Source organism: Streptomyces sp. NPDC037054 (assembly GCF_055606745.1).
Map to the genome: position 1 here is coordinate 182,083 of NZ_JBVJSJ010000007.1, position 15,875 is coordinate 197,957.

Below are 15,875 nucleotides of genomic sequence, written 5' to 3' on the forward strand. Positions count from 1 at the left end.
TCACGGCACCAAAGATCAATAGGATCCGCCGATGATCAGACGAACACGGCTGGCGGCAGGGATGTGCGCCCTGCTCGCCGCGCTGACGGCCGGGGCGGCGTTCCCGGTCACGGCGGCCGCCGGTGAGCCCACGGGCGAGGACGCACCCAAGGTCGATCTCGTGCTGGACGTCAGCGGCTCCATGCGCACCCGGGACATCGACGGCGGCACACGGATGGCCGCGGCGAAGCGGGCCTTCAACGAGGTGCTCGACGCGACCCCCGAGGAGGTCCGGCTCGGCATCCGCACCCTCGGCGCCGACTACGCGGGCGACGACCGGAAGACGGGCTGCAAGGACACCGCGCAGCTCTACCCGGTCGGCCCGCTGGACCGCACCGAGGCGAAGGCGGCGGTGGCGACGCTCGCGCCGACCGGCTGGACGCCCATCGGGCCGGCCCTGCTGAAGGCCGCCGACGACCTGGACGGCGGCACCGGCTCCAAGCGCATCGTGCTGATCAGCGACGGCGAGGACACCTGCGCCCCGCTCGACCCGTGCGAGGTGGCGCGGGAGATCGCCGCCAAGGGCATCGGGCTGACCATCGACACGCTCGGCCTGGTCCCGAACACCAAGATGCGCGAACAGCTCAGCTGCATCGCGGAGGCGACCGGCGGGACGTACACGTCGGTGGAGCACACCGACGAACTCACCGACAAGGTCAACCAGTTGGTGGACCGCGCGGCCGACCCGGTGGTGACGCCGGTCGCCGTCGAGGGCGGTGACGCGTGCGTGAAGGCGCCGACGCTGAGGTCCGGGCTGTTCACCGACCGCGAGGAGTTCGGGCAGCAGCGCTGGTACCGCGTCGACGTGCTGCCGGGCCAGGAGCTGCGCGCGGCGGTGAGCGTCGCCGCCGACCGTGCCGTGCGCCCCGACCACGGGGTGCTGCTGCGGGCGGTCACCGTGCGCGGCCGGGAGATCGTGCGCGGCGAGGCGGCGGGCAACGGCCGCACCGACGTGATCTCGACCGGCCTGCGCTACCCGAAGCCCGACATCGAGGGCGCCGACACCGACAAGCCGGCCGCCGAGACCGTGTGCCTGGTGGTCACCAACTCCTTCGCGGCGGCGTCCGGCGTGCCGGCCACGCCCGGTCTGCCGGTCGAGCTGACGGTGGACGTCGTGGACGGGCCGGGCGACGCGGACGACGTGGCGTCGTTCGGGCTCGGCCGCGGCTGGTGGCTGCTCGGCGCGCTCGTGCTCGCCGGGTTCCTGGCCGGTCTGGTTTGGGGTTGGCTGTCCCGCTGGCGGGTCGCGGTCTGGAGGACCAACTGATGCGTGTCGCACGCTGCTTGAGCGCAGCCCTGCTGACCCTGGGACTGGCCGCCGCACCCGCCGCGGCCGACGCGTCCCCCTCGGCGAGCCCGCCCGGGGACGACTCAGCGCCGACCTCGGCCGGTACGTCGTTCCGTACGGCGGCGGAGATCGAGCAGGGGCAGCGGGCCACGGCCGACGGCTCGGCCGGTGACTACCTGTACTGGTCCTTCCCGGCGGACGCGGGACAGCGCCCCACCGTCCGCGCCACGGTCCGGCTGCCCGGCGAACACGCGGCGCAGGCCTGGCAGATCGACGTGTACGACGGGCTGCGGCGGCGCCAGGCCTGCCAGTACGGGGCGCAGAGGCGCACCGCCGAGTCCGGCACGTCCTCCGTCGCCCTGACGTGCGTGCTGCGTACGGTGCGCGCGTGGTCGGAGCCGTGGGCCAACGACCCGCTGCCGGGCACGTACTACGTCCGGCTCACGGCGGTCGGGCTTCCGACGTCCGACCTCGGACTGCCGGTCGACGCCGAGGTCCTGGTGGACGCGAAGGACGTCGGCGGCTCGGCCGCGGTGGACGGCTCGCTGGCGGAGCCGCTGGTTCCGGGGGTCGCCCTCAAGTCCGAGACGGACGAGGAGGGTTCAGTGGCCGCACTGGCCGGGCTCGAACCCGAGGACGGCTGGGCCTCCGGCTGGTGGTCCGACCGCTGGGTGTGGACGGGAGCGGGTGGCTTGCTGGCGGCGCTCGCCGGCATCGGCGGCTACGCCCTGACCCGCGGCTCGGGCCGCCCGTCAAGGGTGCCGCCGGGCGCCTGAGCGCACTCGGCCGACAGGGAGGGCCCGCCCGGGAGGCGGGCCCTTCTCATGTCCCCGCACCCTCACGTCCCCGCCCTCTCATGTCCGCCACGGGGTCACGCCTCCCGCAGTGCCTTCGCCGGAGTCCCCTCGCCCGTGACCTGGACGCGTCCGGCGCGCACCGCGTCGACGACGCTCAGCTCGCCGCGTGCGACGGCCGTGCACGTCGCGGTGTCGAGGACGAGCCGGGCGTCGGGGTCGCGCGGGGCGGGCCCGTCCCCGTAGACGGCGCCGTCCCGGGCGCCGAGGTACAGGTGGAACTCCCCTTCGTCCAGGCGCACTTCGACCACGCCCTCGCCCTGAAGCTGCCTGAGCAGCGGCAGCGCGAACCAGTGGGCGCGCACCGCGTCCGTGGGCCGCCGTTCCCCGAGGACGCCCTGTCCCCACCGCCCGAGCTCCTGGAGGACGGGCAGCAACGCGCTTCCCCGCGCGGTGAGTTCGTACACGTACGCCGCGCCGGGCGGCGCCAGCCTGCGCCGGGTGGCCAGCCCGTCCCGCTCCATGTCCTTCAGCCGCGAGGCCAGTACGTCCGTACTGACACCCGGCAGGTCGGCGTGCAGGTCGGTGTAGCGCCGCGGACCGGCGAGGAGCTCGCGGACGATCAGCAGGGTCCAGCGGTCGCCGACGACGTCGAGGGCGCGGGCGGCGGAGCAGTACTGGTCGTAGCTTCTGCGGGGTGGCATGCGACGCAGTCTAGACATGTCGTTGGACTTTCCAAGCCGACACTTGGTAAAACCAAGCAACACCAGTTGGCGGAGAGGCGGCGGCGCATGGAGTTCCGGCAGTCGAGCAAGCTCAGCGAGGTCTGTTACGAGATCCGCGGCCCGGTGATCGAGCACGCCAACGCACTGGAGGAGGCGGGCCACAGCGTGCTGCGCCTCAACACCGGGAACCCGGCGCTCTTCGGCTTCGAGGCGCCGGAGGAGATCCTCCAGGACATGATCCGCATGCTGCCGCAGGCGCACGGCTACACGGACTCGCGCGGCATCCTCTCGGCCCGCCGGGCCGTGGCGCAGCGCTACCAGACGCTCGGCCTGGAGGTGGACGTCGACGACGTGTTCCTCGGCAACGGCGTCTCGGAGCTGGTGTCGATGGCCGTACAGGCGCTGCTGGAGGACGGCGACGAAATCCTGGTCCCCGCCCCGGACTTCCCCCTGTGGACCGCGGTCACCACGCTCGCCGGCGGCAGGGCCGTCCACTACCTCTGCGACGAACAGGCCGACTGGTACCCGGACCTGGACGACATGGCGTCGAAGATCACGGACCGCACGAAGGCCGTCGTGATCATCAACCCCAACAATCCGACGGGCGCGGTGTATCCGAAGGAGGTCCTGGAGGGCATCCTCGACCTCGCCCGCCGGCACGGCCTGATGGTGTTCGCGGACGAGATCTACGACCAGATCCTCTACGACGACGCCGTGCACCACTCGACCGCGGCGCTCGCGCCCGACCTCGTCGTCCTCACCTTCTGCGGGCTGTCGAAGACGTACCGGGTGGCCGGCTTCCGCTCGGGCTGGCTGGTCGTCACGGGCCCGAAGCAGCACGCGAAGGACTATCTGGAGGGCCTGACGATGCTGGCGTCGATGCGGCTGTGCGCCAACGCGCCCGCCCAGTACGCCATCCAGGCCGCGCTCGGGGGCCGCCAGTCCGTCCGCGAGCTGACGGCGCCGGGCGGCAGGCTGCGCGAACAGCGGGACGTGGCCTGGGAGAAGCTCAACGAGATCCCCGGCGTGACGTGCGTGAAGCCGAAGGGCGCCCTCTACGCCTTCCCTCGCCTCGACCCGAAGGTGCACAGGATCCACGACGACGAGAGGTTCGTGCTGGACCTGCTGCTCCAGGAGAAGATCCAGGTGGTCCAGGGCACCGGCTTCAACTGGCCCTCCCCCGACCACTTCCGCATCCTCACGCTCCCCCACGCGGACGACCTGGAGACGGCGATCGGACGGATCGGCCGCTTCCTGAGCGGGTACCGGCAGTGAACCGGCCGTGCGGAACAGAGCGGGACTCAGCTTTCAGCGCGTGAAAGTTCGCGCCGCCTCCGGCACGGTCTGCCTGGCCGCATGCTCCTCAAGTGGACCAGACCACCAGCGGAGTTGGTGAGGCCTTTACACGCGTAGACACTCGTGGGTAACTAATGACGCGCGCACGACAGATCTGCACGGAACCTCTCAGTGGCAACGGCCGACGTCACCTCCTCCCCCGAACCCCACTTGTGCCAGGAGGCAGCCATGTTCTCGTTCCGTTCCTCCCGCTTCCCCAGACGCGCGGCGCTCGGCGCCACGGTCGCGGCGCTCGCCCTGACGGCGACCGCCACGAGCGGCGCGACCGCGGCGCCCCAGCCCGACAAGAACCCCGTCAAGATCCAGCCGGGCGAGGCCTACATGGGCGTGGGCCAGCGCGTCCACGAGGGCAAGCCCGCCGGTGAGCCCGAGCTGGGCACCCTCGACCACTACACCGGCCCGCAGGGCATCGACGTCTCGCACTGGCAGGGCGCCATCAACTGGACCGCGGTGCGCGGCGCCGGCATCCAGTTCGCCTGGATCAAGGCGACCGAGGGCACCAGCTACAAGGACGACCGCTTCAACACCAACTACACGAACGCCTACCACGCGGGCGTCATCCGCGGCGCGTACCACTTCGCGCGCCCCAACATCTCCAGCGGCGCCACGCAGGCGAACTACTTCGCGTCCAACGGCGGCGCGTGGTCGCGCGACAACCTGACCCTGCCCGGCGTGCTGGACATCGAGCACAACCCCTACGGGGCGATGTGCTACGGCCTGTCCACCACGGCCATGCGCGCCTGGATCAACGACTTCTACAACACGTACAAGGCGCGCACCTCGCGCGACGTCGTGATCTACACGACCGCCGGCTGGTGGAACACCTGCACCGGCAACTGGACCGGCATGTCCACCAAGAGCCCGCTGTGGGTGGCGCACTGGACGTCGAACCACTCCCCGACGATCCCGGTCGGCTTCCCGACGTGGACGGTGTGGCAGTACACCAGCACGGGTTCGGTGAGCGGTGTGTCCGGCAACGTGGACCGCAACAAGTTCAACGGCACCCGCGACCGGCTCCTCGCGCTGGCCAACAACACGTGACGCCCGCGACCGCGTGACGCCGTGACCGCGTGAGCGCCGTGACCGCGTGAGCGCCGCCCTCCTCCGGCCCGGCCCGGAGGAGGGCGGCGCCGTGTGCCCGGGCGCCGCGCCCCCCGCACGGGTGTGCCCACGTGCCCGCGCGTGCCCGCGTTGTCACACCCGCGTCGTACGCTGCGCAGCAGGTGACCACCCCGTCCCGGGAAGGAGGCCACCGCCGTGGCGCGACCGCCCACCGCCGCTCAGCTGCGGGTCATCGAGGGCGCCGACCCCGTGACCGGACGGCTGAGGGGCAGCGACGCCCAGCTCGCCGCGCTGGTCGGGCGCGGGCTGGCCTTCCGCCATCCGCGGCCTCCGCACGACCACTTCCTCACGCCGGCCGGGCACCGCGCGCGGGAAGACGCGGCCCGGCCCGAGGCACCAGGTGCTCCCGAGGCCCCCGGCGCTCCCGAGCCGGCCGACCGCGGCCCCTTCGCCGCGCGCGTCGGCGGGGAGGAGGACGCGGCACCCTCCACCCCGGCCCGCCGCCGCGAGGTGCAGAGCGCCTGGCAGGGGCTGCTGGAACTGCGGCGGATGACGAACACCGACGGCGCCGTCGACCGGCCCTGCGGCTGGGAGCGGGCCAACCTCGTGCGCGCCGCGGCGCTCGCGCTGGAGGCGGCCGGGCACCGGCCCGCCGGACCGGACGGCGACGGCTACCGCGTGCGGGCCACACCGCAGCCCGACTCCGTGGCCGTACGAGCGCCGGACGCCTCGGTCCTGCGCGCCTGCGCGGCCACGCTGGAGGAGGCCGGCTGGCAGGCCGGCGAGTACACCGAGCCGCGGACACGGGAGCGCTATCTGCTGGCCTCGCCCCGCCGGGTGTGAGCACCATGCAAGGATCGACCCCACCGAACAGACGTCCACGACGAGAAGGGGCAACCGTGAGCGAGCCGTTCTCCGTTCCGGTGACCGTCCGCGGGTACGAGACCGACACGCAGGGCCACCTCAACCAGAGCGTCTACCTCAACTACGCGGAGCACGCCCGCTGGTCGCTGCTCCAGGCGGCCGGCATCGCGCAGGCCGCGCTGGTGGGCAAGGGCGTGGGGCCGGTGGCGCTGGAGACGACGATCCGCTACCGGCGCGAGCTGCTGGCCGGCGACGAGGTGACGGTGACGTGCGCCTTCTCCTGGAGCGAGGGCAGGACCTTCCGCATCGAGCAGACGATCCGCAAGGCGGACGGCACGGTGTCGGCGGAGATCTCGGCGGTCGGCGGACTGATGGACCTCAAGGCGCGCAAGCTGGTCGCGGACCCCGAGGAGTACTTCCGCGCGCTCGCCTCCGACCCGAGCCTCTTGGGCCTCTGAACCTCACGCGACGCGCGCACACGGCCTCACGAACCTTATGACCGGCGCGCCGCACGGGGCCTGTGAACTTCACGCCCAGCGCGCCACGCGAGGCCGAAATCCCGCCTGCGGAAACGAAACTGAGTAACCCTCAGGTTTCACTCGCTGAAAGTTTGTGCCGCCCGGTTCCCAAGTGTCCAGGCCATCTGCTCCTACAGTGGACCAGACCACCAGAGAGGTCTGGAGACTCTTTACACGCTCGGAGCCCACGTGCGTAACTAATGACGCGCGCACGTCAACTCTGTTCCAACTGCCCTGGTGGCAGCGGCCGACGTCACCTCCTTCCCCCATCCCCACATGCACCAGGAGGAAGCCATGTTCTCGCTCAGCTGCCGTTCCACTGCCAGACGGACGACCACGGCACTGGCCGTGCTCGGCGCCGCTCTCGCACTGACGGCCACGACGGCGGTGGGTGCGAACGCCGCGCCCAAGCCCGGCAAGGACCGCGTCACTGTCGAGCCGGGCGAGGCCTACATGGGTGTGGGCCAGCGCATCCACGAGGGTGCCCCGGCCGCCGACGGACGCTCCCTGGGCGTCCTCGCGCCGACCGACGGCGTCCAGGGCATCGACGTCTCGCACTGGCAGGGCGCCATCAACTGGGGCTCGGTACGCAATTCCGGCATCCAGTTCGCCTGGATCAAGGCGACCGAGGGCACCAGCTACAAGGACGACCGCTTCAACGCGAACTACACCGGCGCCTACAACGCGGGCGTCATCCGCGGCGCGTACCACTTCGCCCGGCCCAACGTCTCCAACGGCGCCACACAGGCGAACTACTTCGCCTCCAGCGGCGGCGGCTGGTCGCGCGACAACCTGACCCTGCCCGGCGTGCTGGACATCGAGCACAACCCCTACGGGGCGATGTGCTACGGCCTGTCCACCACCGCCATGCGCAGCTGGATCATGGACTTCTACAACACGTACAAGGCGCGCACCTCGCGCGACGTCGTGATCTACACGACCGCCAGCTGGTGGAACACCTGCACCGGCAACTGGGGCGGCATGGGCGCCCTGAGCCCGCTGTGGGCGGCGCACTGGGGCGCCTCGTCCCCGACCATCCCGGCCGGCTTCCCGACCTGGACGGTGTGGCAGTACACCAGCACCGGCTCGGTCCCCGGTGTCTCGGGCAACACCGACCGGAACCAGTTCAACGGTTCCCGCGACAGGCTGCTGGCGCTCGCCAACAACACCTGACGCGGCGCGGCGCGTCGACGCCCGCGCCTTCCCCTCCCCAGCACGCGATCACGTGGTGGAGCCGGCCGGCTGCCGGCTCCACCGCACCCCCCGCCCTCCCCACCTCCGCAGAGGAGTGATCGTGAACGCCGAGAACGCCCTACGGCGCCGCCTCCTGCTGGCCGCGACGGCCGGACTGGTCGCCGGTACCGCCCTGCCGGCCACCGCGCACGCCGCGCGGTCCCGGGCCGCCGCCCTCGAACCGGACATAGACTCCTGCGCGACCTGGGGCGCCCGCGCCCCCAAGGGCACCATCAGCACCCTCAACTACCGGCCGAGCAAGATCATCGTCCACCACACGGTGAGCGCCAACACCGCGGACTTCTCCCGGGCCCAGGCGCACAACCACGCCCACTGGGTGCAGAACCTGCACATGGACAAGAACGGGTGGGTGGACACCGGCTACCACTTCCTGGTCAGCCGGGGCGGCTGGATCACGGAGGGACGGCACGGCAGCCTGCGCACCCTCACCGGCGGCACCACCTTCGTGCAGGCCTCCCACACCTCGGGGCAGAACAACTCGGCCATCGGCATCGCCAACGAGGGCTCGTACCACGACGGCGCCACCCCGCCCGGCGCCCAGTGGGACGTCCTGGTGCTGCTGTGCGCGTACGTGTGCTCCAAGTACCGCATTCCCGCGACGCAGATCTACGGGCACAAGGACTACGGCGACACGCTCTGCCCCGGCGTGTTCCACGACATGCTGCCGCGGCTGCGGCAGGAGGTCGCGGCCCGGATGTGACGGCGGGCCGGGGCCGGCGCGGGCCCCGGACGCGCGGGGCGCGGCACGACGCCCGGCCGGGTTGGCTCCCCCGGCCGGGCGTCGTGGTGTCTCACGGTGTGACCGGGGCCTTCGCGCCGGTGATCTCCTCGCCCGCCTCCATGGGGTGGGTGACCTCGGAGGCCTCGCGTCCGCCGTTGCCGAGGTGGTTGAAGACGACGTTCAGCAGGACGGCCACGACGCAGCCCGTGGAGATGCCCGAGTCGAGGACGATCCGGGCGGTCTCGGGGAAGGAGTGGTAGAACTCCGGCGCGCTGATCGGGATGATGCCGACGGCCAGCGAGACCGCCACGATCAGGACGTTGTTGTCCTTGTCCAGTCCGGCCCGTACGAGGGTCTGGATGCCGCTCGCGGCGACCGAGCCGAACAGGACGATGCCCGCGCCGCCGAGCACCGGACGCGGTACGACGGCGATGAGCGAGGCGGCGACCGGGCACAGGCCCATCAGCACCAGGAAGCCGCCGCCGGCGGCGACGACGAACCGGCTGCGGATGCGGGTCATCGCGACGAGGCCGATGTTCTGCGCGAAGGCGCTGCACATGAAGCCGTTGAACAGCGGGCTGATCGCCGAGCCGAGGGTGTCGGCGCGCAGTCCGGCGGCGATGGTCTTCTCGTCGGCCGGCCGGTCGACGATCTCGCCGAGGGCGAGCATGTCGGCGGTCGACTCGGTCATCGACACGACCATCACCACGCACATCGAGACGATGGCGGCGACCTGGAACTGCGGTGCGCCGAAGTGGAACGGGGTCGGGAAGCCGACGAGGTCCGCGTCCGTGACGGGGCTGAAGTCCGTGACGCCGAGGGGTATCGCGACGAGCGTGCCCACGACGAGGCCGAGCAGGACGGCGATCTGCTTGACGAAGCCGCGGGTGAAGCGGCGCAGCAGCAGCACGACGAGGAGGGTGGCCGCGGCGAGGGTGAGGTTGGTCCCCGAGCCGAAGTCGTCGGCGGTGGGGCTCGGTCCCTGGGCCCAGCCGAACGCGACGGGCAGCAGGGACACGCCGATGAGGGTGATGACGGTGCCGGTGACGACCGGCGGGAAGAAGCGCACGGCCTTGCTGAAGAAGGGCGCGGCGAGGAAGCCGAGGAGTCCGGCGACGATGACCGCGCCGAAGATGATCGGCAGCGCGTCGGACTTGTCGTCGGTGGAGGCGACGATCGCGGTCATGGGGGCGACGCCGGCGAAGGTGACGCCGTTGACGAAGGGGAGTCGGGCGCCGATCTTCCAGATCCCGAGGGTCTGGAGAAAGGTGGCGAGGCCGGCGGTGAACAGGCAGGCGCCGGTGAGGAAGGTCAGTTCGGTGCCGGACAGGCCGATGGCCGCGCCGACGATCAGGGGTGGGGCGACGACTCCCGCGTACATGGCGGCCACGTGCTGCAAGCCCGTGGTGGCCATTTTGAGTGCGGGGAGTCTCTCGTCAACTGGGTGGTCGGCCACGGCGGCTTCCCTCCGGTCGGTTACACGTCGGCTCTGACGTGGGTGTCAAGGAGGCGGTGCGGGTGGTCGTGCGGGACCGGATCTTTCGCTGTGACGGTGGGACCGTTCCGGGGCACACGCGTCCACGCGCGCCCCGGCGACGGCCGCCACGGACCCCGCTGGGGTCCACGGCCACCGGCCGGGAGCCGTCCCTCCCGGCCGGAGATCAAGTGCCTTGCGGCGGTGTGGTGCCGTACGGGTCTACTGGGCGGCGATCCGCGCCAGCCGGCGTGCCTCGTCGCGGGTGTCGCGGGCGATGGCGTCCTCGTCGGCGGTGAGCAGCCGGCCGTCCTCGACGATCTGGCGGCCGTTCACGAAGGAGGCGGTGACGGGGGCGGCGGCGCCGAAGACCAGCGCGGTCACCGGGTCGGCGATGGAGGCGTGGGCGAGGGTGTCGAGCCGCCACAGCACGAGGTCGGCGAGCTTGCCGGGCTCCAGGGAGCCGGTCTCGCGGGCCCGGCCGAGGACCTGCGCGCCACCGTACGTGCCGAGGCGCAGCGCCTGCCGGGCGTTGAGGGCGGCCTCCTTGTGCGCGCCGAGGCGGTTGATGAGGAGGGCGTTGCGCAGTTCGGTGTGGAGTTCGCCGGACTCGTTGGAGGCGGTGCCGTCGACGCCGAGGCCGACGGGGACGCCGGCCTTCAGCATGTCGGGGACGCGGGCGATGCCGGCGGCGAGGCGGGCGTTGGAGGACGGGCAGTGCGCGACTCCGGTGCCGGTGCGGGCGAACGCGGCGATGTCGGAGTCGTTCATGTGGACGCAGTGCGCCATCCACACGTCCTCGCCGAGCCAGCCGGTGGACTCGAAATAGTCGGTCGGGCCCATGCCGAACAGTTCGTGGCAGAACTTCTCCTCCTCCACGGTCTCCGAGCCGTGGGTGTGGAGCCGGACGCCGAGCCGGCGGGCCAGTTCGGCGCCCTGGCGCATGAGTTCGGTGGAGACGGAGAAGGGGGAGCAGGGGGCGACGGCGACCTGGGTCATGGCGTCGAATGAGGAGTCGTGGTGCTGCCGTACGGTCTCCTCGGTGGCGGCGAGCGCGCCGTCCAGGGTCTCGACGGCGAAGTCCGGGGGCAGTCCGCCGTCCTTCTCGCTGCGGTCCATGGAGCCGCGGGCGAGGGTGAAGCGGACGCCCGTCTCGCGGGCGGCGCGGATGATCGCGCCGGACAGGTCGCCGGAGCCGTGCGGGAAGACGTAGTGGTGGTCCATGGCGGTGGTGACGCCGCCGCGGGCCATCATCGCGAGCGAGCCCCGGGCCGCCGCGTGGACCATCTTCTCGTCGATGCGGGCCCACACCGGGTACAGGGCGACGAGCCAGTCGAAGAGGTTGTGGTCGGTGGCCAGGCCCCGGGTGATCCACTGGTAGAAGTGGTGGTGGGTGTTGACCAGTCCGGGGGTCACGAGGTGACCGGAGGCGTCGATGCGGCGTACGACGTTCTCCAGGCCCTCGGGGGCCCTGCCCGCGCCGAGCGACTCGATGCGGTTGCCGGCCAGGACGAGGTGCCCGGAGGCGTACTCGGTGTCCTCGGCGTCGACGGTCGCGACGGCACAGTTCTCGATGACGATGCGCTGGGCTGCTGCCATGGTTCGTCCTTTGCGCTTTCGTGGAGAGGGCACGGCAGGACCCTGGGGGATTTGAGTGCCGCGGCCGGGGAGGCGGGGCGTCCCCCGGCCGCGGGTGCCGAAATGGAGTTCTCGACTTACAGGTTGCTGAGGTCCACCGGGATGCGGGGCTCGCAGCCGTCCCGCAGGACGGTGGCCTCGATCAGGCCGTAGGGGCGGTCGGCGGCGAAGTACACCTCGTTGTCGTTCTTCAGCCCGAACGGCTCCAGGTCCACGAGGAAGTGGTGCTTGTTCGGGAGGGAGAAGCGGACCTCGTCGATCTCGCCGCGGTTGTTGATGATGCGCGAGCCCATCTGGTACAGCGTCTGCTGGAGGGACAGCGAGTACGTCTCGGCGAAGGCCTGGAGCATGTGCTTCCTGGTCTGCTCGTAGGACTTCTCCCAGTTGGGCATCCGCTGCTCGTCGTCGGTCCAGTTGAACCGCCAGCGGCCGGAGACCTGGGTGGCCAGGATGCGGTCGTAGGCCTCCTGGAGCGTCGTGTACTTGTCCTTGACGTAGCCCCAGAACTCGGAGTTGGTCGAGTTCATCACGACGAGGTCCTTGAGGCCGGATATGACCTCCCAGCTCTCGCCGTCGTAGGTGATCTGCGTCAGGCGGGTCTCCTGGCCCTTGCGGACGAAGGAGTGCTTGACCTCGTCGGCGCCGATGAACCTCGAGTTGGCGTCGGAGGTCTCGATGCGCTCCCAGGCGTACTCCTCGATGCGGATCCGGGCGCGGTGGATCGGCTCCTGCGAGGTGACGAAGTGGCGGGCGAGGTGGATGCCGAACTGCTCGGCGGACTCGATGCCGTGTTCCTTGGCGAACGCGTACACCGTGTTCTTCGTGGTGTCGGTCGGCAGGACGTTGGCGTTGGAGCCCGAGTAGTGGACGTCGTCCATGTCGCCGGAGAGGGCGACGGAGACGTTCAGGTCCTTGATGTGGTGGGTGGCGCCGTCCCGCGTGATCTTTACGACTCGGTTCTCGGCCTTGCCGTACTGGTTCTGTCCCAGGATCGTGGGCATCTTCTGCTAGCTCCCTCGGTAAACGGAGTAGCCGAACGGGTTGAGCAGCAGCGGCACGTGGTAGTGCTCCCCGGGCGTCACGGCGAAGGTGATCGCCACCTCGGGGAAGAACACGGCACCGCTGTCCCGATTCGCGGGGGCGTCCTGCTGCGCATCGGCTTGCTGGTTCGCGGAGTCGTCGGGCTCCGCGACGTCGGACTTCGAGAAGTACGCCTCGACGGCGAAGTCGAGCCGTACGTGGGTGGTCCCCTCCGGCAGGGCCGGGAGGTCCTTGCACCGTCCGTCCGCGTCGGTCGCCGATCCGCCGAGCGATCGCCAGTCCGCCTCGCGCCCGGGGCGGGCGGAGAGGTGGACGGCGACGCCCTCGGCGGGGCGGCCGACGCTGGTGTCCAGGATGTGCGTGGACACGGAGGCGGTGGTGCTGGTGCTCATGCTCGGGCTTCCTCTTCGACGAGTCGGGCCAGACGGATGCGGTTGATCTTCCCCAGTTCGGTGCGGACGATCTCCCGCTCCTGCTCGGGCGAGTTGCCGATCCGCTCCTTGACCGCGTCGCGCATCTGCTCGCCGGTCCGGCCGGTGGCGCAGATCAGGAAGACGTGACCGAACTTGTCCTGGTAGGCCAGGTTCAGGTCGAGCATCTCCGCCTTGAGGTCCTCGGAGGCTCCCGCCATGCCGCGCTGTTCCCGGGCCGAGGTGGGGTCGCCGGGCCGGGGGCGGCCGATCGGCGGGTGGCCGGCCATCGCCTCGGCCAGGTCGTCCGCGGCCAGGGCGGCCGTGGCGGCGTCGCTCGTGGCGTAGAGGTCCTCGGGGGTGGCGTAGGGGCGGGCGGCGAGGAGCCGCTCGACCCACGCCGTCGCGGCGCACGCCTCGTGGAGCGCGGAGTGGGCCGCGTGCTCCTCCAGAGCGTTGAACCGGGCCAGGCCCGGCGGCGTGGAACTGGTCGTCACGGGAGCCTCCGTGGCCTTGTGCTGAACGGGCGTGCCGATAGCTAACGCCCTCCGAAACAACACGTCAACACTTTGTTGAAAATTCGGGGTAAGAAAAAGGGGCCGCCGCCCGGGGTTCGGGCGACGGCCTCAGAGGCTCACGGCAGGGCCCTGACCAGGGCTGTTTCTCGCGGGTCCGGCCCTTTGGCGTCAGGCCCGCCCGGTGCCGTCAGGCCCGCCTGCCGTCAGGCTTCCTTCTCGCGGTTGAGGTAGTTGTAGACGGTGAAGCGGCTGACGCCGAGCGCGCCCGCCACGGTCTCCACGCCGTGCCGCACGGAGAAGGCGCCGCGCGCCTCCAGGGCGCGGACGACCTCCTGCTTGGCCTTGCGGTCCAGGTCGGCGAGCGGCATGCCCTTGCGGCGCTCCATGGCGGCCAGGATGTGGTCCAGGGAGTCGGCGAGCTGCGGCAGGCGCACGGCGACGACGTCGGCGCCCTCCCACGACAGCACCACGTCGTCGGGGCCGGCCTCGTCGGGCGGGATCATCACGCCGCCCATGGCGTCGACCAGCGGTTTCACGGCCGCGATGAACGGCGCGTCGCCGGTGGCGGTCACCGGTCGCCCTCCTCGATCACGCTGACCTGGAGCGAGATCCGGGTGGCGCCGGCCGCCAGGGTCTTGCGCAGCAGTTCGTCGACGGCGCCGAGCACCGGTTCACAGCCGCCCTCCACCGTGTTGCCGAACGGGCCCACGTCCACGGCGTCCAGTTCGGCCGCCGCCACGACCTCGCGGGCCACCAGCGCGTGCGCGGGCGCCTCGTCCAGGTCGAAGGGCTCGGTCGTGAACTCCACTTTCAGTCGCACTGTGCCCCCATGGCATCTCCTCGGGCCCGGCGTGCCGCCAGGTGAGCGGCCGGGCCCGGACTCGTACCGCCCCGTCCGCCTGGGGAGACCTTAACGGACCGGCGCGGCGGACAGCGCGCCGCGCGATCCGGCCTCCGCGACGGCCCCGCGCCTTCGGCGACGGACGCGGCCGGCTCCCCCGTAGAGCAGACGACGACGGTCCGCAGGAGGGGAGCTCGACATGGCAGGACGCACGGTCGGCGGGGGCAGAAGGGTCACTGGGGCGAGAGGGGTCAGAGGTGCGAAGGGTACGGCCGTGGCGGTGGCGGCGATGGCCGCGCTGACCGCGTCGCAGGCGCCCACCGAGGCGCGGGCCTCCGCGCCGCAGCGCCCGCAGGCACCGGCCGGGGCGGGGCCGAGCGTGTCCGGTGACACCCCGTACCGGACCGAACTGCCGCCGCTGCGGGCCACCGGGCCCGGGGCGGCCGAGGGCGCCGGAACGGTGGCGGGCGGCACGGTGGCGGGCGGCGCGCTGCCCGCCACCGTGTTCGCCGCCTACCGCGCCGCCGAGGCGGAACTCGCCCGCACCGCGCCCGGCTGCGGGCTGAACTGGCAGCTGCTCGCCGCGATCGGCCAGGTGGAGTCGGGGCAGGCACGCGGCGGCCGGGTGACGGCGGACGGCACGACGACCGCGCCGATCCGCGGGCCGCGCCTCGACGGCGGCCCGTTCGCCGTCATCCGGGACACCGACGGCGGACGGTACGACGGGGACACCGGCTACGACCGCGCGGTCGGTCCGATGCAGTTCATCCCGTCGACCTGGGCGCGCTGGGGCGCGGACGGCAACGGCGACGGGCTCGCCGATCCGCACAACGTCTTCGACGCGGCGCTGGCCGCCGGGCGTTATCTGTGCGCGGGCGGCAGGGATCTGTCCGATCCCGCCGACCTGGACCGGGCGATCCTCGGCTACAACCGCTCGACGGCCTATCTGCGCACGGTCCGGGCCTGGTACGCGTACTTCCTGGCCGGGCACCGGGTCGTGCCGGACGGCCCGGCGGCCCCCGCCCGGCGCGCGGAACCGTCCCGGCGGCCGGAGACCACCCCGCCGCCGTCCCCGGCGCCGGCCCCCTCCCCGAGCGGCGGCCCGTCGAGGACGCCGGCCCGGTCGGCGGCGCCCTCCCCGTCGCCGACCCAGGAGCCTCCGAGGACCCGGGAACCCCAACTGCCCACTCCCGCCCCGACCCTCGGCCTGCCCGGCGGCGACCTGCTGCCCAGCGGCGGTCCCCTCACCGGCAACAGTGCGGACTCGGTCGCCGCCGCCCCCTCCACAACCGCGCCTACCGGGCGGTAATGTCGCCACCCGCCGGACGGCAC

Annotated in this window: 17 protein-coding genes; 9 read left to right on the top strand and 8 right to left on the bottom strand. The window is 72.0% G+C overall.

Going from position 1 to position 15,875, the window contains the following annotated elements:
- Positions 1-31: 31 nt before the first annotated feature.
- Positions 32-1,306: a VWA domain-containing protein gene (locus ACZ7D7_RS18705; protein ID WP_470825539.1), complete on the top strand. Its 1,275-nt coding sequence runs from the start codon at positions 32-34 to the stop codon at positions 1,304-1,306.
- Positions 1,306-2,103: a hypothetical protein gene (locus tag ACZ7D7_RS18710; RefSeq protein ID WP_470825540.1), complete on the top strand. Its 798-nt coding sequence runs from the start codon at positions 1,306-1,308 to the stop codon at positions 2,101-2,103. The genes ACZ7D7_RS18705 and ACZ7D7_RS18710 overlap by 1 nt, the downstream gene beginning before the upstream one ends.
- 95 nt (positions 2,104-2,198) lie before the next feature.
- Here the strand turns inward: ACZ7D7_RS18710 and ACZ7D7_RS18715 are convergent, their stop codons facing one another.
- The gene (locus tag ACZ7D7_RS18715) at positions 2,199-2,825 is read right to left on the bottom strand and encodes a winged helix-turn-helix transcriptional regulator (protein ID WP_470825541.1); all 627 of its coding nucleotides are present in this window, start codon (positions 2,823-2,825) and stop codon (positions 2,199-2,201) included.
- An 87-nt stretch (positions 2,826-2,912) separates the two neighbouring features.
- Between ACZ7D7_RS18715 and ACZ7D7_RS18720 the strand changes: the two genes are divergently transcribed.
- The 6 genes from ACZ7D7_RS18720 to ACZ7D7_RS18745 all read left to right on the top strand — a co-directional run bounded on the left by ACZ7D7_RS18720 (position 2,913) and on the right by ACZ7D7_RS18745 (position 8,600).
- Positions 2,913-4,121: a pyridoxal phosphate-dependent aminotransferase gene (locus tag ACZ7D7_RS18720; protein ID WP_470825542.1), complete on the top strand. Its 1,209-nt coding sequence runs from the start codon at positions 2,913-2,915 to the stop codon at positions 4,119-4,121.
- Positions 4,122-4,370: 249 nt separating this feature from the next.
- Positions 4,371-5,243 carry a lysozyme gene (locus ACZ7D7_RS18725; RefSeq protein WP_470825543.1) on the top strand — a complete coding sequence of 291 codons (873 nt, stop codon included), beginning with the start codon at positions 4,371-4,373 and terminating at the stop codon, positions 5,241-5,243.
- A gap of 216 nt (positions 5,244-5,459) precedes the next feature.
- Positions 5,460-6,107 carry a hypothetical protein gene (locus tag ACZ7D7_RS18730; RefSeq protein ID WP_470825544.1) on the top strand — a complete coding sequence of 216 codons (648 nt, stop codon included), beginning with the start codon at positions 5,460-5,462 and terminating at the stop codon, positions 6,105-6,107.
- A gap of 56 nt (positions 6,108-6,163) precedes the next feature.
- Positions 6,164-6,586 carry an acyl-CoA thioesterase gene (locus tag ACZ7D7_RS18735; protein ID WP_470825545.1) on the top strand — a complete coding sequence of 141 codons (423 nt, stop codon included), beginning with the start codon at positions 6,164-6,166 and terminating at the stop codon, positions 6,584-6,586.
- 354 nt (positions 6,587-6,940) lie between these two features.
- Positions 6,941-7,819 carry a lysozyme gene (locus ACZ7D7_RS18740; RefSeq protein WP_470825845.1) on the top strand — a complete coding sequence of 293 codons (879 nt, stop codon included), beginning with the start codon at positions 6,941-6,943 and terminating at the stop codon, positions 7,817-7,819.
- Between the two features lie 121 nt (positions 7,820-7,940).
- Positions 7,941-8,600, top strand: coding sequence for a peptidoglycan recognition protein family protein (locus ACZ7D7_RS18745; RefSeq protein ID WP_470825546.1), 660 nt, complete (start codon positions 7,941-7,943; stop codon positions 8,598-8,600).
- A gap of 91 nt (positions 8,601-8,691) precedes the next feature.
- Here ACZ7D7_RS18745 and ACZ7D7_RS18750 read toward each other — a convergent pair whose 3' ends face one another.
- The 7 genes from ACZ7D7_RS18750 to ACZ7D7_RS18780 form a co-directional block, all read right to left on the bottom strand.
- Complete coding sequence (locus tag ACZ7D7_RS18750; RefSeq protein WP_470825547.1) at positions 8,692-10,077, bottom strand: nucleobase:cation symporter-2 family protein; 1,386 nt, start codon at positions 10,075-10,077, stop codon at positions 8,692-8,694.
- Positions 10,078-10,317: 240 nt separating this feature from the next.
- Positions 10,318-11,694: an 8-oxoguanine deaminase gene (locus tag ACZ7D7_RS18755; protein ID WP_470825548.1), complete on the bottom strand. Its 1,377-nt coding sequence runs from the start codon at positions 11,692-11,694 to the stop codon at positions 10,318-10,320.
- Positions 11,695-11,810: 116 nt separating this feature from the next.
- On the bottom strand, positions 11,811-12,734 hold the full coding sequence (gene pucL / locus ACZ7D7_RS18760; protein ID WP_470825549.1) for a factor-independent urate hydroxylase: 924 nt from the start codon (positions 12,732-12,734) through the stop codon (positions 11,811-11,813).
- Between the two features lie 6 nt (positions 12,735-12,740).
- Entirely contained in the window at positions 12,741-13,166 is a 426-nt protein-coding gene (gene uraH, locus ACZ7D7_RS18765) for a hydroxyisourate hydrolase (protein WP_470825550.1), read from the bottom strand.
- The gene (gene uraD, locus ACZ7D7_RS18770) at positions 13,163-13,681 is read right to left on the bottom strand and encodes a 2-oxo-4-hydroxy-4-carboxy-5-ureidoimidazoline decarboxylase (RefSeq protein ID WP_470825551.1); all 519 of its coding nucleotides are present in this window, start codon (positions 13,679-13,681) and stop codon (positions 13,163-13,165) included. The genes uraH and uraD overlap by 4 nt, the downstream gene beginning before the upstream one ends.
- Positions 13,682-13,905: 224 nt before the next feature.
- Positions 13,906-14,274, bottom strand: a complete 369-nt coding sequence (locus ACZ7D7_RS18775) for a helix-turn-helix domain-containing protein (protein ID WP_470825552.1) — start codon at positions 14,272-14,274, stop codon at positions 13,906-13,908.
- The gene (locus ACZ7D7_RS18780) at positions 14,271-14,522 is read right to left on the bottom strand and encodes a YkoF family thiamine-binding protein (RefSeq protein WP_470825553.1); all 252 of its coding nucleotides are present in this window, start codon (positions 14,520-14,522) and stop codon (positions 14,271-14,273) included. Before ACZ7D7_RS18780 ends, ACZ7D7_RS18775 begins: the two co-directional genes overlap by 4 nt.
- 295 nt (positions 14,523-14,817) lie before the next feature.
- On the opposite strand from ACZ7D7_RS18780, the gene ACZ7D7_RS18785 reads away from it, so the two are divergent.
- Positions 14,818-15,852 (top strand): lytic transglycosylase domain-containing protein, encoded by a 1,035-nt coding sequence (locus tag ACZ7D7_RS18785; RefSeq protein ID WP_470825554.1) that lies wholly within the window; start codon positions 14,818-14,820, stop codon positions 15,850-15,852.
- The last annotated feature ends 23 nt before the right edge of the window (positions 15,853-15,875 follow it).